17 protein-coding genes, 2 tRNA genes and 1 other RNA gene are annotated in these 13,376 nt (G+C 46.9%); 10 read left to right on the top strand and 10 right to left on the bottom strand.

Translation table 11 applies throughout. From position 1 onward, the window contains the following. Window positions 1–8 precede the first annotated feature (8 nt). Complete coding sequence (locus tag NWE93_04240; protein MCW3999427.1) at window positions 9–995, bottom strand: ornithine cyclodeaminase family protein; 987 nt, start codon at window positions 993–995, stop codon at window positions 9–11. Window positions 996–1,200: 205 nt separating this feature from the next. On the opposite strand from NWE93_04240, the gene NWE93_04235 reads away from it, so the two are divergent. After that, complete coding sequence (locus tag NWE93_04235; protein ID MCW3999426.1) at window positions 1,201–1,722, top strand: YkgJ family cysteine cluster protein; 522 nt, start codon at window positions 1,201–1,203, stop codon at window positions 1,720–1,722. A gap of 92 nt (window positions 1,723–1,814) precedes the next feature. Here NWE93_04235 and NWE93_04230 read toward each other — a convergent pair. The 3 genes from NWE93_04230 to NWE93_04220 all read right to left on the bottom strand — a co-directional run bounded on the left by NWE93_04230 (window position 1,815) and on the right by NWE93_04220 (window position 2,871). Continuing rightward, window positions 1,815–1,921, bottom strand: a tRNA-Phe gene (locus NWE93_04230). Window positions 1,922–1,952: 31 nt separating this feature from the next. After that, complete coding sequence (locus NWE93_04225) at window positions 1,953–2,603, bottom strand: hypothetical protein (protein MCW3999425.1); 651 nt, start codon at window positions 2,601–2,603, stop codon at window positions 1,953–1,955. A gap of 145 nt (window positions 2,604–2,748) precedes the next feature. After that, on the bottom strand, window positions 2,749–2,871 hold the full coding sequence (locus tag NWE93_04220; protein ID MCW3999424.1) for a hypothetical protein: 123 nt from the start codon (window positions 2,869–2,871) through the stop codon (window positions 2,749–2,751). 82 nt (window positions 2,872–2,953) lie between these two features. Between NWE93_04220 and NWE93_04215 the strand changes: the two genes are divergently transcribed. The 4 genes from NWE93_04215 to NWE93_04200 all read left to right on the top strand — a co-directional run bounded on the left by NWE93_04215 (window position 2,954) and on the right by NWE93_04200 (window position 4,285). Beyond that, window positions 2,954–3,030: transfer RNA gene (locus NWE93_04215), tRNA-Val, on the top strand. A gap of 38 nt (window positions 3,031–3,068) precedes the next feature. After that, a complete protein-coding gene (locus NWE93_04210; GenBank protein MCW3999423.1) occupies window positions 3,069–3,395 on the top strand; it encodes a hypothetical protein in 327 nt (108 codons plus the stop codon). Between the two features lie 83 nt (window positions 3,396–3,478). Then, a complete protein-coding gene (locus NWE93_04205) occupies window positions 3,479–3,646 on the top strand; it encodes a hypothetical protein (protein ID MCW3999422.1) in 168 nt (55 codons plus the stop codon). Window positions 3,647–3,721: 75 nt separating this feature from the next. Then, window positions 3,722–4,285 carry a TATA-box-binding protein gene (locus tag NWE93_04200; protein MCW3999421.1) on the top strand — a complete coding sequence of 188 codons (564 nt, stop codon included), beginning with the start codon at window positions 3,722–3,724 and terminating at the stop codon, window positions 4,283–4,285. 7 nt (window positions 4,286–4,292) lie between these two features. Here NWE93_04200 and NWE93_04195 read toward each other — a convergent pair whose 3' ends face one another. After that, window positions 4,293–4,997, bottom strand: coding sequence for a DNA polymerase subunit beta (locus NWE93_04195; protein MCW3999420.1), 705 nt, complete (start codon window positions 4,995–4,997; stop codon window positions 4,293–4,295). A 76-nt stretch (window positions 4,998–5,073) separates the two neighbouring features. Here NWE93_04195 and NWE93_04190 point away from each other — a divergent pair, with 76 nt between their 5' ends. After that, entirely contained in the window at window positions 5,074–6,012 is a 939-nt protein-coding gene (locus tag NWE93_04190) for a TIGR00269 family protein (GenBank protein ID MCW3999419.1), read from the top strand. On the opposite strand, the gene NWE93_04185 is transcribed toward NWE93_04190, so the two are convergent. Further along, on the bottom strand, window positions 6,009–6,209 hold the full coding sequence (locus NWE93_04185) for a DUF1922 domain-containing protein (protein MCW3999418.1): 201 nt from the start codon (window positions 6,207–6,209) through the stop codon (window positions 6,009–6,011). The two genes, NWE93_04190 and NWE93_04185, sit on opposite strands and share 4 nt — an antisense overlap. A gap of 80 nt (window positions 6,210–6,289) precedes the next feature. Here NWE93_04185 and NWE93_04180 point away from each other — a divergent pair, with 80 nt between their 5' ends. Then, window positions 6,290–6,646, top strand: coding sequence for a hypothetical protein (locus NWE93_04180; GenBank protein MCW3999417.1), 357 nt, complete (start codon window positions 6,290–6,292; stop codon window positions 6,644–6,646). On the opposite strand, the gene NWE93_04175 is transcribed toward NWE93_04180, so the two are convergent. Together NWE93_04175 and NWE93_04170 are read right to left on the bottom strand one after the other, a co-directional pair. Beyond that, a complete protein-coding gene (locus NWE93_04175; protein ID MCW3999416.1) occupies window positions 6,639–7,229 on the bottom strand; it encodes an AAA family ATPase in 591 nt (196 codons plus the stop codon). The genes NWE93_04180 and NWE93_04175 overlap by 8 nt on opposite strands. A gap of 260 nt (window positions 7,230–7,489) precedes the next feature. Beyond that, complete coding sequence (locus NWE93_04170) at window positions 7,490–8,590, bottom strand: hypothetical protein (GenBank protein ID MCW3999415.1); 1,101 nt, start codon at window positions 8,588–8,590, stop codon at window positions 7,490–7,492. 325 nt (window positions 8,591–8,915) lie between these two features. On the opposite strand from NWE93_04170, the gene NWE93_04165 reads away from it, so the two are divergent. The 3 genes from NWE93_04165 to NWE93_04155 all read left to right on the top strand — a co-directional run bounded on the left by NWE93_04165 (window position 8,916) and on the right by NWE93_04155 (window position 11,170). After that, a complete protein-coding gene (locus NWE93_04165) occupies window positions 8,916–9,449 on the top strand; it encodes an N-acetyltransferase (protein ID MCW3999414.1) in 534 nt (177 codons plus the stop codon). Between the two features lie 67 nt (window positions 9,450–9,516). Further along, window positions 9,517–9,817: RNase P RNA component (gene rnpB, locus NWE93_04160), an RNA gene on the top strand. A 180-nt stretch (window positions 9,818–9,997) separates the two neighbouring features. Next, window positions 9,998–11,170, top strand: a complete 1,173-nt coding sequence (locus NWE93_04155; protein ID MCW3999413.1) for a right-handed parallel beta-helix repeat-containing protein — start codon at window positions 9,998–10,000, stop codon at window positions 11,168–11,170. A 295-nt stretch (window positions 11,171–11,465) separates the two neighbouring features. Here the strand turns inward: NWE93_04155 and NWE93_04150 are convergent, their stop codons facing one another. Continuing rightward, complete coding sequence (locus NWE93_04150) at window positions 11,466–12,197, bottom strand: hypothetical protein (protein ID MCW3999412.1); 732 nt, start codon at window positions 12,195–12,197, stop codon at window positions 11,466–11,468. A gap of 269 nt (window positions 12,198–12,466) precedes the next feature. Further along, complete coding sequence (locus NWE93_04145; GenBank protein ID MCW3999411.1) at window positions 12,467–13,303, bottom strand: CPBP family intramembrane metalloprotease; 837 nt, start codon at window positions 13,301–13,303, stop codon at window positions 12,467–12,469. Window positions 13,304–13,376: the final 73 nt, after the last annotated feature.

Raw genomic sequence — 13,376 nt, 5'->3', positions numbered from 1 at the left:
AACGGCAGTTACACTATCTTTACGAAGCTGCCGATTCCCTTCTTTAATGCTTTATCATAAGCGATTTTAGCCGTAACTGCATCCTGAACCGCCAAGCCGGTGGAGACAAAAACTGTGATTTCCTCATCGGAGGTTCTTCCTGCCTTCATCCCTGAGACTACTTCGCCGATTTCAGCCCACACATCCTCCCGTGTGATTATGTTATCTCTAAGCATCAGCGGCACATCGATTTGACCGGTATGGGATATTTGCTCCCAATCGTCGATTACGAATTTGCTGCGTTTCAAAATAAGCGGATCGAGTTCTTCTTTGCCGAAGGCGTCTGCGCCGATGGTGTTAATATGTGTTCCCTCCGCTATCATGTCGTCTGAAACCAGGGGCTCCCTCGAAGGAGTGGCTGTGACGACGATGTCTGCCCCCTCCACTGTTTTGTCTACATTTTTTTCCAAAATGAACTTGCATAAGTGACCGTATTTTTTCTCGGCATCTGCCAAAAAAACCTGTTCGGTTGCAGTATGTCGGCTCCAGATTCTTATTTCCTCGAATTTCTTGAATACTTCAAACAGAGCCATCAACTGAGTTCGTGATTGAGCGCCCGCCCCAATTAACGCAACGGTTTTAGAGTTCTTCTTGGCAAGGAATTTAGCGGCTACACCCCCCGCTGCGCCTGTTCGCATATCAGTCAGGGTTGTTCCACCCATTATAGCCAGGGGAAAGCCGTTTGCAGGATCAAACAGTGTAACTGTAGCCATGACTGTGGGCAAATTAAACTTGGAGTGATTGTCAGGGTGAACGTTTACCAGTTTGACGGCTGATACGTCGAGTTCTTCAAGATAGCTTGGCATAGTGCGTAGGTCGCCATTGTATTTTCTGTAGGTAAGGTAAGCTTTTGCCGGCATCTGCACGTGCCCGCTTGCCTTTTGCTTAAACGCTGACTCGACTTGACTGATTACTTCGGGCATCGTAAGAAGGTCTTTTACTTGGTTATCGGTCAACAAAAGAGTCTCCAAAATTGACGTCTCCACAAGTAAATTACCTGTGGATATCTAATAAAATTTTAGGGATTAACGCTTGCCAAACAAGCAATTAGTGAGGGGTGCCGAGGGCATAAAGAAATCAAACGCATTGAAGACTTGATTTTTCAAATCCCTATAGATGAAGGTTAAATACAATCCTTTTATGTTCCTATTTGGCGATTGTTTGCAGTTCGAGAACGTTGTTTTCCCCGGTGGCGTAGGTTTTAGATGTAAAGGATGCGGCCGATGCTGCAGAGAGCAACCCGCCGACGTCACCGGCGAGGAACGCCAACGCATCGAAAAAAGGGGATTCACCGATTTCCTCGACCTATGCGACCTGTCTGAGCCCCGTTTAATCCGCAGCCGCAAACAAGGCGGATGCTACTTCCTAACCCAAGCCAACCAATGCAAAATACAGGGCGTAAAACCCGCAATCTGCCACATAGTGCCCTTCATCGTTACAGATTGGGACTACACCAAAAACCAGATCGAAGTGGACCTGCCAGCTGACTGCGACTGCCCAGGCATCAACGGCACCGGCCAACTACCGCTTGAAGCCATAAGCAGAGCAGCCCAAACATACGTCCACGACACACAAAAAGCCACCGCACAACAAGAACACTTACCGCTAGATGACCCAGTGGTTCTCTCTAAAACACGCCAAAAAATAATAAAACTGGCAATGGACGAAGATCAATACCTATAATTCTCGATATATCGTGTCGGTAAAGTCAACCTCTAAAAAATTTTTAGAAGAGCTCCAAAAGCCAGCACCTTGGTAGGTAAATGTAAATATGGTGGTGCCGAGGGCAGGGTTTGAACATGCGACGACTCGGTCTTCAGCTTCGCCCCTAGTTACGAGAAGTAACTAAGTCGAGCGCTCTCCCAGGCTGAGCTACCTCGGCACTTATCCTGGGTGACCAACATGAAATGAAGTTAGGGTATTTTAAAGTTTTCTGATTGGGGCGGGTGTATCTTGTTTAGATGTTTAGAATTCGAGAAACTGATTTCTTTAACCCAACGATTAAGCATATTATTTCCATACAAAGCCACATGGTACCCTTCGTTAGCATCGCCTCTTAATCGAGGCCTAAAAGTCTGTTGCTGCAATAATTCATTGATTTGAATTGCAAGGGGTTTGCTGCAAGTTCTAACTTCAATTGTGGGATAAACTGGTTTCTCGTATGTTTTCTTGCTGTAGAACACCGTGCCATCAGTGTCCATTATTCCCCGTAATGTCCATTTGGAAAAAGCCCATCCCTTTTCTAATATCAGATTGGGAATTGTCACTTTGTGGGATTTAGCTTTTCCAGCGGGAATCCCAAGGGCACTGAGGAGACTATATGCTTCCTTTGATTGCAGCCTTAATCTCAAACCTCTTTGGTGGATGCGCATTGGATAAGGTTTTTTGGAAAATAAACTGCCGCAAAGAACCGAAAGATGATTAAAGTATTGAAGGTCTAACTTGGGATCACCAGTTATTTCCACTCTATATCGTGACCCATCTGTCCATAGATTACCATTACCAATCACAGAACCAACGAACTCACAAAGACCAGATGTGAGCGCTTTATCGTCAATATGCACATTTTCAATTATGCTGTACTATTTTTAAATCTACGTAAGAAAAAGAGCATTCTCCAAGCTGAGCTACCTTGGCTCGTAAGCCTGGGATACCGCATCATACATGATGCCTATTATTTTGAATCTTTCTCTGGCTTTCGCGGTTTGGCTAGATGCCGAAAATCGCGGTGTGATGCATGAAGACAAAGCCTGCGAGTGCTCCGCCTAGAAAGCACAGTAGGACTATGAGGTCGTCGTGTTTATGTTCGCTTAATCGTGTGAGGTTTATCATTTTGTGTTTCGCCTACCTGATCTTTATGCGGTGTAGAGGGAAAGGTTTTATGAAAGCACACTATTTATTTGGAATCCACACTGGGCCGTTAGTCTAGCTGGCTAGGACGTCGCCCTCACGCGGCGAAGATCACCGGTTCAAATCCGGTACGGCCCACCAGTCTGCCTTTATCCTTATTACCGTGGCTGAGAAAGTATATGGTGGAGGATTTTTTTCTGCATAATAAGGCTGTTTTTGCGTTGGCAGGCGTGTTTTTGGCGGTTGCCTTTGTGGTGCCCCTGGTGTATTTTACGTTGGCGGGGGGGCCTTTAGGTAATATTGTTATCCAGAACCCCACGGGCATGGAGACAGGGGGCAACGTAACTGTTTTTCCCTCGCCTCAGCAGGCAGATCAGAGCCGCATCAGCCTAACAATCGTGCTGGTGGTCGTGGTTGTTTTCGTTTCGCTCTTCATCGTAGCCATGTACATCGGCATCAATCATGTGCATCCATCCCATAAGAAACCAGCCAAAGAGCCACGATAAAAGCTACAGGGCACGCCTTCTTTCCCATACAAGAGCCCCTTCAGCTTGTGGCATACTGCACAACCCGCCAGCAACTGCCTGCCATGCCTGAAACGGAAAAGCAGCAGCCCACAATCGCCACAGGTAGTTGTTGTGTAAAGGCGCTTTGCCACAGCAACAACTATAGAAAAACAAACCCAACTGAAGTTGCAAAAAGGGAAGGATGGTCAACGGCGGATTTGGAAAATTGTGCAAAATTTCAATCAGGTTAGCCATTAATCGTCATTTATAAATAGATGCTTTATATACTCCCTTTAGTATTTAAATAGGGAAGCATGTGAGTTGACATGAGTAAACGAAAACCCATCATAAGCATCCAAAACATTGTCGCTTCAGTGTCACTTAACCAGAAAATTGACTTACAGAAAATCGTCGAGAAATTCCCCCAGACAGAGTACAACCCCTCTGTTTTCCCAGGCCTTGTCTTCCGACTAAAAAAACCCAAAACCGCCACCCTCATCTTCGGCACAGGCAAAATGGTCTGCACAGGCGCAAAATCAGAAAAAGAAAGCCGTAGCGCAGTCGAGAAAGTCGTTAAGGAACTACGCGGCGAAGGCATCCAAATCACCGAGAAACCAATCGTTAACATCCAAAACATCGTGGCGTCAGCGGAACTGGGCGGAGAAATCGACCTTGAAAGCTTAGTGTACAAACTCAGCCGAGTCATGTATGAACCTGAGCAGTTCCCGGGTGCAGTCTACCGCATGGATGAACCCAAAGTGGTCTTCCTTATCTTCAGCGCAGGCAAACTGGTCTGTGTCGGCGCAAAGAAGGAAGAGCAGGTCTATGAGGCAGTCGACAAGATCCAGCAGCTTCTCGAAGAAAAAGAACTCATCTATTACCCCTCTTAAACCCTTTTTAACCCTTTATTCGGCGGCGAACCGCAGGGTTTGCCTCAGCCAACCTTTTTAGCGCCAACTCAAAAGTGTCCTCGGGCGCAAGCTCCTTTTTAACAAAAACCCCTGTTCTGCCCACCTCATCCCGCCGCGTTAACGCATGAACTCTATCCAGCACCGTCGCAGATGAAATCCCAAGCAATCTAGCAACGCTTTCCTCTCTACCGGCTATGCTGCTTTCAACGTGGCCAGCCTCTGTGGGCTCAATAAGCATAAGCCGCTTATCCACCCCTGCCACACGCGTATCTGCCTCAAGCAGTCGGAGCGTGGCTTCTCCTCCGAAACGATAAAACTCGCGTTCCACACGCCGCATCTCCATAAGCGGGAACGTAACGGTGGTTTGCTCATCGAGGGCTATGTGGGCTTTCATGGCGTAGTTAGGTGTTGCCTGCACCAGCATACGGCGGTCTATGGCGTAACCTGAGGCTTCCAGGGCGGATTCTACCCTAAAACCGCTTTGGATTTCCCAGACGAAAACATCCACGTCGCTTTTGGCTTTTACATCGCCGCGTGCCACGCTGCCATGCACTGAGCAGTTCAGGTGATTTTTTTGCAGCGCCGCCATAACCATGCGGGCTTTCTCACGTAGCAGCTTGAGCTGTTGCCAATGCTCTTGGGTGTATGCCACTGCTTTTTGGTCCTGTTTCCGTTGGGGTTTCACTGTCATTTTGCCCGCCAAAGTATGCTTTAATGTGGCATCGTTTATTTAGTTTAACACAGCACTCTGCTACAGGGAATCTGCCATGACTGAAGTGGTTTGCAGCAAATGCCACAGCCGAATCGCCTTCTTCTATCGGCAATACAGCGGCGAGCGCCTCTGCAAACGCTGCTTTGCCCAATCCGTCGAAGATAAAGTCCGTGGCACCATAACCCGCTACCGCATGCTAAAATTCAACGATCACCTCGCTGTGGCAGTCAGCGGCGGCAAAGACAGCCTTGCCCTGCTCCATATCATGGCGAAAATCAGGAAGCATCGCCCCCAAACCACCCTGACCGCAGTCACCGTTGACGAGGGAATCCGGGGCTACCGCGATGAGGCGTTGGAGATCGCCGCTGATGCCTGCAGTAAGCTTGGTGTGCCTCATCATGTGGTGTCTTTTCGATTGCTCTACGGTTTTAGCCTCGATGAAATCATTGCTCGCAGCCGAAGGGAAGGTAAAAGCGAGTTGACTGCCTGCGCGTATTGTGGGGTTCTGCGGCGTCGTGCCATAAATGCTGGTGCACGGGAGGTAGGTGCAGATAAGGTTGCCACGGGGCATACGCTTGACGATGAAGCCCAAACGGCTCTTATGAATATTCTGCGCGGCGACATCATGCGGCTGGCTAAGGAGAACCCTGTGTCGGGTGAGGTGCATCCGCTGTTTGTGCAGAAAATCAAGCCTTTCTGCGAGATCCCTGAACGGGAATCCGCGCTTTATGCTTACGTCAAGAAAATCGTTTTCCAGGATACCCCTTGCCCCTACGCTGGTGAAGCGTTACGCAACGATATTCGCGGGATGCTTAACCGCATGGAGCAGAAGCATGCTGGAACCAAATTCACGGTTTTCCGCACGATGCAGCGTCTGCGCCCAGCAATAGAGGAAACCATCAAAAAAGATGCATATCAAACCTGCAGTGAATGCGGGGAGCCCTCTGCAACCAAGCTATGCAAGACCTGCGAGCTGCTGCAGAGTATCCGTTAGCGGCTAAAGCCTCGTTCGCTTTTGAGTTTTTTGAGCATCTCGGAGGCTTCAAAGGCGCTGTTTGCCGATGCAATCTTAGGGGCATTTTGGAGCTTTACGGTTGCGCCGCAGCTGGGGCAGCTTTTGGTTTTCTGTTTTGCTCCTGTAAGCATGTAGCTGCTGCATTTTGGGCATTTCACTATGGTGGTTGGCGCCATTTTATGGGTCGGCTTCCGAAAGCCTTTTCCACACACACTCAGATAACAGTTTAGGAGTAAACGGTAAGTAGGGAGCGAGCATGAGCGCAGACGAGCAGAAGCCACGGTCACGTTTGTTAGAGTTATCCTTGCAGTACTTCAAAAAAGAAGGCTACAAGGTCAACGGCGAAAACGTGCGGATGGAGGGCCACAGCGGGGTTCTGCGGCACTTCGATTTAGTCGTTCAGAAGGGGCGGATGGAGCAGGGCGTTTGGGTCCGAGATTGGAACCGCACCATCGGCGTCAACGTCATCATAAACCTTGACAGTGCCTCTGAAGATGTGGATCTCTCAAACCCCATTATGATCGGCGAGAAATTCAGCGACCACGCCAAATCCTACAGTAACCGCCGCAAAATCAGCCTGCTCACGAAACAGAAAATCGGCAGCTTCAGGTAACATCAACTTTTAGGTACTCATCAAGGATGCCTTCTGCCTCAAGCAGTCCCATCCAATCGATGGCGCCAACCATGCATGTTCGATGTTTCTCAAGCACCTCAACGATTTCCTCCACAACCACCTCGACGGGTTTGCCGGTTACGTCGAGTTCACAGACTCTTCCCGCATGCACCTGTACAGCTTCGCCTAGGCATACGTCGATGATTTCTGCCTGCAGGTTCTCCCAGAGCTTGGTGCCGCTGTAGCCGCGTTTTTGCATGAAGGCTTTGAGTTCTTTGGGGTTTCTTCTTAGGACAAAAACGTTTGCAACATGCTCAGTGGGGGCTATGGCGCTTGCGTAGTGTCCATCAACGATGATGATGCTGCTTTCTGAATCATCTATGGCTTTGCCTAGTTGCTGCTGCATCTGCTCCTCTTTGATGACAAGGGTGCATCGCTCTTTGTCTTCGCTTTCAATAAGGCCATTTGCTTTGGCGAATTCGGTGAGGTTTATGTATTGCGCGTTGAGTTTGGCGGCTAAGGCTTTGGCAACGGTGGTTTTGCCCACGCAGGGTGTGCCAGTGATGAGGATAACACGTTTCATAGGGCTACATGGGGTGCATGGGGTAATTATCGGTTTTGGAGGGCTCTGATGTGCGATTTTATCTCTACCCCCCCTCTATTTATAGGCTTAACAGTTGCTGATTGGCCCTAGCGAAGTTTGCTTGTTTGCCGGTTTTGGTTTTGTTTGGCTGTGGGTTTGTTGGGTTCTGCGCTGGTTTTGTATGCAGTTGTTTTGGGACGGTACCTAAACAGGGGATGGAATCGAGTGTTTGGGGGCGGAGGGGGGCAGGGAGCCTTCGTTTATGTTACCTGCGGTTTATCGATCAACTCTAGTATTGGGTAGAGCTCGTTTAGGTTCCGTGCGGCATCGTTTATTATCCCTTTTGCGATGTAGGTGAAGTCTTCGGGTCTTCTCTGAATCACCCTGCTGATTAAGTACCTGTGCCCAGACAAGGCAGTGCCCTCCATCTGCTTGGTTTCTTCAATAGCGTTTTCGATAGCTAACCTTGTAGACCCATACACTGTTAGGCCCCATTGGAGCGACTGAAGATTCCTTGTATGGTAATACCAGTAGGTGTCGCAGAAGCAGTAGTCAGCGGCTTTTCGCCTTAAAGTTTCAATTTCCCCGGTCAAGTTCCCGTTTAGAAGCATCTCGTAATACTTTACCCTGAACTTGTGGGCCTGCGCTCCGAAGTCCAATCCGATTCTGATGCTGCCCGGCGTAAAAATAACCCCCAGATACACGTTATCAATGTGCCCCCGCATATCGGAAACTTGCTCCGTAACGAATGGAAGCAGAATTCCACCCGTATATGGCGTAAAACCTGACGCCTTCGCAGGCTTCAAACGCACCACGAGTTTCTTAGCGATTTCTTTCTGGATAAAACCTGATTTAAGGAAAAGCCTATCCAGGCAGTCAAAGTCAGTTTCGTCTATTCCAAAAGTCTGGTCTTTAAGAGGCAACCCAACTCTGAGGTTAACAATCTCTTCGAAGGCGGCGCGGTTACTTTCTTTCTCGATGTTTATGCCTGCTTCAGTGCAGAGGAATCGCAGAAGCTGACTGGCCCTTGTCTGGGCTGCCTCGTTGGTGATTTGGGCTCCTGTGCGCATTATGGCGTCATGGAAGTTTACATAATCAATAAGCTCGCTGGCTACTGAGGGGTTAACGATGTTTTTCTGGGATAGGAACTTGGCGATGTCGAAGATTTTTAGGTCGCTTGGTTTTTCCTTTTGGAATTTCGGGTAATTTAGCCCCGTTTGGATCAATACTCTTTCCAGCGTGAGGGCGCAGAGATGCAAATCTATGCCTTGTGGACCAATGGAATACTCTTTAAAATGCTTCATCGCTAACAGGTAACGTAGCATGTCTAGGGTGTCTTTGTCAAACACGAAAACCGACATAATCAATCCTTCTCCATGGAGCGAGTGGTTGAGTGTTTGCACGGGTTTGGTTTTTCCGCTGATAACAGGTTTAACACCTTAAGTCTTTGATGGCTAAACATAGACTTGATATTATTAATTTATTATCGTTCAAATCTACTACGCTGAAAGTAAGAGATTTTTTGTGAATAAGGCAAGCGCGGGGGGTCGCTTTATTGTCTGCCCCCCTGAATCAGCCTAAGGGGCTGGTGGGTTAGTGTGTGGATGTTTGCTTATTGTTTTGATAGCCTGCGATCTTTCTGCCTTTTATATAGGAGAAAAACGATCATTGGACAGTGCATCATATATGCAAATTAAACAAACCACCGACGCTGATCTAAACGACATACTACTAGTTGAGCGTGAAGCATTCAACAAAAACGAAGAAGCAGACCTGACCAAAGATATGCTATTTGACCCTACTGCCCAACCCCTTACCTCATTGTTAGCATATATAGACAACCAACCTGCAGGGCACATATTATTCACATCTGCCCACCTCACAGGCAACCCCCACGTTAAGGTCTCTATCTTGGCCCCCCTTGCTGTGGTTCCAAAATTTCAAAGACAAGGCGTCGGCGCTGCATTAATCAAAAAAGGATTAGAAATAATCCAACAATGCGAGGTAGATTTGGTTTTTGTGCTTGGGCATCCAACCTATTATCCCCGGTGTGGGTTCATGCGCGCTGGAGAATTGGGCTTTGAAGCCTTCTACCCGATTCCTGAAAAAGACGCTGATGCATGGATGGTTCAACAACTTCGCCCAAACATAATTGGCTCGGTTTCAGGTAAAGTGATACCCTGCGAGGCATTAAGGAAGCCTGAGCATTGGCGAGAATAATGCAACCATTTGAAGCCATCTATAAGGTACCTTTATTGCCATCCTCCCCGCTTTTTCACATGGGCTGGTGGGTTGGTGTGTGGCTATCGGTCCCTTTGGGGACTGAGGAAACTCCGCCCACATGTAGAATTGCAGTGCCCACAGGGTACAGGCCTAAAGGCTTGGCAACGGAGCAGAAACGAAACGTCCCCCCGGAATTTGGCTATGACGCATTTGTGATGCAGAGTCCGCCGAGTGGGAAACGGTGAAACGGCCGTCCTGCAAGTGGAAAGGGCAAACAGACGCCGATGAAGACTCTACCGGAAGGCGCGGGTAGCCCGATTAGCCGAATGCCACAGACAACAAAAGGCGGGTTACAACCAACACACCATGCCCAATCGTTTGCATTCTTGTTTTGTCAAGGGAAAGAAAACAACGTAAATTATATATCAGCAGATTTACACGGGGTAACTATGCACAGAAAATACAAAAGTTATGCGTTACTGCTGGTGTTTTTTACGTTTTTACCCTTTTTATTGCCGCCTATAAACGCTCAACTTGGTGTTCCGGTGATAACTATAGCCGCCGATGGCTCTGTGGTCGGCACTGACAAAATTAGCCGTGATGGCGACACTTACACGCTGACTGCAAACCTAACCTCCCCCATTGTTATAGAGCGGGATAATGTTGTTTTAGTGGGAAACGGTTACAGCATTTTAGCTTTGAATGATCTAACTAGGAATCAATCCGCGATTTCCTTTGAGCGCAAAACCCACGTTGTAGTCACGGGCTTTGTAATAGATGCTTTTTGCCACGCTATCGAATCAAATAGTTCCCTCTACTGCACCTTCTCCAATAACACCATTCGCAACGCAGAGAAAGGAATATTGTTCAACAATTGCCAATACATATGGGTAGCACAAAACCTCATCACAACAACCAGTTACATGGCAGTACATTCAAGTGGTTCAAGAAATATTTTGATTTCTGACAACGCCATACGAGACAACTTTGGCGCCGGCGTGATGTTTGATGTCTCCAGTAATTCAATCAAATCTGGCTGCGTTATCTCGGGGAACTTGCTGGTGAATAATTCTCGAAGCCCCGACGTCTCCTATGACAACATAGGCGTCCAAGCATCGTATGTAAACATAGTTGGGAACTACATCGCTAACGCGCGCTTTGAGGACTACGGCAACTTTAACAATATCACAAAAAATGTCTTCTATGATTGCGGTGAAGCCGTGTGGCTACTCGGAAGTAACTGTACTTTCACCGAGAATAATTTCACCAAAAATCATGCGGTCGTCTATTCCGCAGCTGTCGACCTAAGCAACGTGTTTTATTGCAACAATTTTATCAACAATTCTTATCTTGATAGGGCAGCGCATATTTCTTATGACCCCACTGGTCCAAGCTGGGATAATGGGACAGTCGGCAACTACTACAACGATTACTTAACCCAGAATCCAGCAGCCCGAATAAACGCCAGTACGGGAACCTACGATACCCCATATACAATTACCGAAATTTATGGTCCCCGATTCTATAAACACGACTTCTATGATAATCACCCCCTCGTCAAACCAGTAGAGATCCCTCAGGTTCAAACTCAGGCGCCTGAATGGCTAGAGACCTCCCCCGTAGATTCAACTGACCTTGGGCTGGCACCTTTCGCTGTTGCTATAGTTCTGCTGGCTGTTCTGCTAATTTTTAAAGTACATAGACAGCTAAAAAAATGAGCTAAAAAGTAAAAGACGCATCGTTTTCCTAAGTGGTTCCACTGCAAAAAAAGCTTCATCTAGAAATAACTTACCCCTGATTAGCCGAAGGTCACAGTTAACAGAAAGCGGGTTACAACCAGCACACCAGCCAATTCTTTACCCAGATAAAAAACGCTTTGAGCTTAGAAAGAATCGAGACTGAGCAACCACAAGGGTCATCGCAAACACATTTATTTTTTCATAATGCCTTTTTGCATCCACGACTCGAAAAAAACGTGCATTCAAAAAGCAAGCCTGTTCGATCAAAAAAATTTTAAAATGGATTGTCATCATTCCACATCATGCTGAATTGTTCTCCAGTGATTTCGGTTTTGTCACTTGCGGCAAAAATTGAGATAGGCAATATGAACCATCTAGTTCCTGAACTTAATGCGGTTGTATAAGTGTATCCAACGTAGTAAAAATGGTTGTTTGGAACATAAACTGTGAATTCGCTACTTGACAGAACCGTTCCATAATATTTTTCGCCACCGGTATAGTCAGGCTTTTGCATCTCAAAGACTACTCCGGTAACATTAATCCATGAATTGGTAGTAATCACGCCCGAAACTACGATGTTGTCTGTAACAGTTAAATTGAATGCGAAATTATGGGTTGCTCCATTCGCCGCTGCAGAGCTCACTAATACGGTGTAATTCCCAAGCGGAACATTTGTGGGAACATGGATAGTCAAATTACTGTTTAAAACGGTATTATTGGCTAGTAGCCCTTGTAGGGTTGTTAATTCAAAGCTTGCGTCGTCAGGAAGTCCAGTTATATTAAAAGTTACATTTTCAGGGTTCCCTTGAATGTAGGTTGCGGTGAGATAAGTATGCATTTCAGCGCCCTGCCTCACGTTGCTTTCTGGTACTGCAACAGTCAAATTGTAATCGAACGGAACAGGTTTTGGGGAAAAGGAATGTGGAGCGGATTCAAAATAAAATGTCGCGGTCAATAGTATCAGAGCCGTCGCAATGATAATTAGCGATAATTTCATGATGCTCACGGAAATTCGCCCTCAAGTCACTTATACGTGACCTCGTTGTTAGTTCTACTGCTGGAACGAATTGTTCCTTACTTGGAACATCACTTCCTGCCTGCAAGAGCTAACCCGCTATGCCCAATTTCTAATCATCAATCCTCAACCATTGGCAGATTATGCCTGGTGTTTTTTAGTCTAAAAAATTACTAAGCCCAAAGGCGATATACAACCAACACACTAGCCCTGCTTTCAATCTAAGCGGAGGAGTCCCGGCTTACCTTTCTTTTTTAGGGCTAGAAAATATTTGAGAATATACCAATAAAAACGGGCATGTCTGTTCCCGCGTGGAACAAAACTGACCCTATTATGCTATCGGTGCGTTGCATGATGTAGCCCCAGGCCAGCCCAAGAGCAAAAGTAAAGATGACTAGCGCCCAAATGAAAGGTGTATAAGTACTGAGCATTACCCCCGCGACGGAGTGACTTAACGAAAAAATTATGGCTTGTAGCAGGTTAGATGTTTTTGCTCCAAGCTTAACTTCGTATTTCTTTAAAAAAAGCCCCCGATAGAGTAGTTCTTCCCTTGCTCCGTTTAGTAGAACAATAGGTATTAGCCAAGGCAGCCAAGCAATAACCCGGTCAGTACTGAGGTTCTGTCCATTGAACATTGACTGGGCTACAGGGATAGCTGTAAGGGCGAAAACGAAAAAGCCGACCAGACCTATTAAGACGCCTAAGCGGAATTTGCCCTTTTTTAGGAAAATGGAACCGACCGGGTTGCCCGATAGCTTTGTTAATAGGACAATTACGGTGATTATTATCGAGGCGCTGGCCAGCATATCTATTAGAAATCCGCCCAGAGTGTTAGCTGGAAAGTTAAATAGGAAATCAATAAAGAGGGCAAGGGCTGCAACAAAGAAGGCAAAGAAGATTTGCCAATAGCATCTGAGGGATTTACGGGAACGTGCGAGGAGAGCTAATGATAGGAAGATAAGCGATAGAGCCAATGTGTATGCCAATATGAACTGGGAAGGAACCGTTGAAAAGGGGAAAACAAGCAACCCTGAAAGGGAAGGCAAGCTTATGCCGCAAGCGAGAAACAGCAGGAATATGCCAAACCGATTTTTCATTTTATTGCTCCAACCGCTGAATTGTATGTATCTCTTTAAAAGGTTTAACTGAAAACCTCAAAAGGCAACGGAG

The organism is Candidatus Bathyarchaeota archaeon, from assembly GCA_026014735.1.
GTDB lineage: Archaea > Thermoproteota > Bathyarchaeia > Bathyarchaeales > Bathycorpusculaceae > Bathycorpusculum.
Note: the sequence above shows the minus strand (reverse complement) of the source record. Positions and strands in the feature narration are given on the sequence as shown.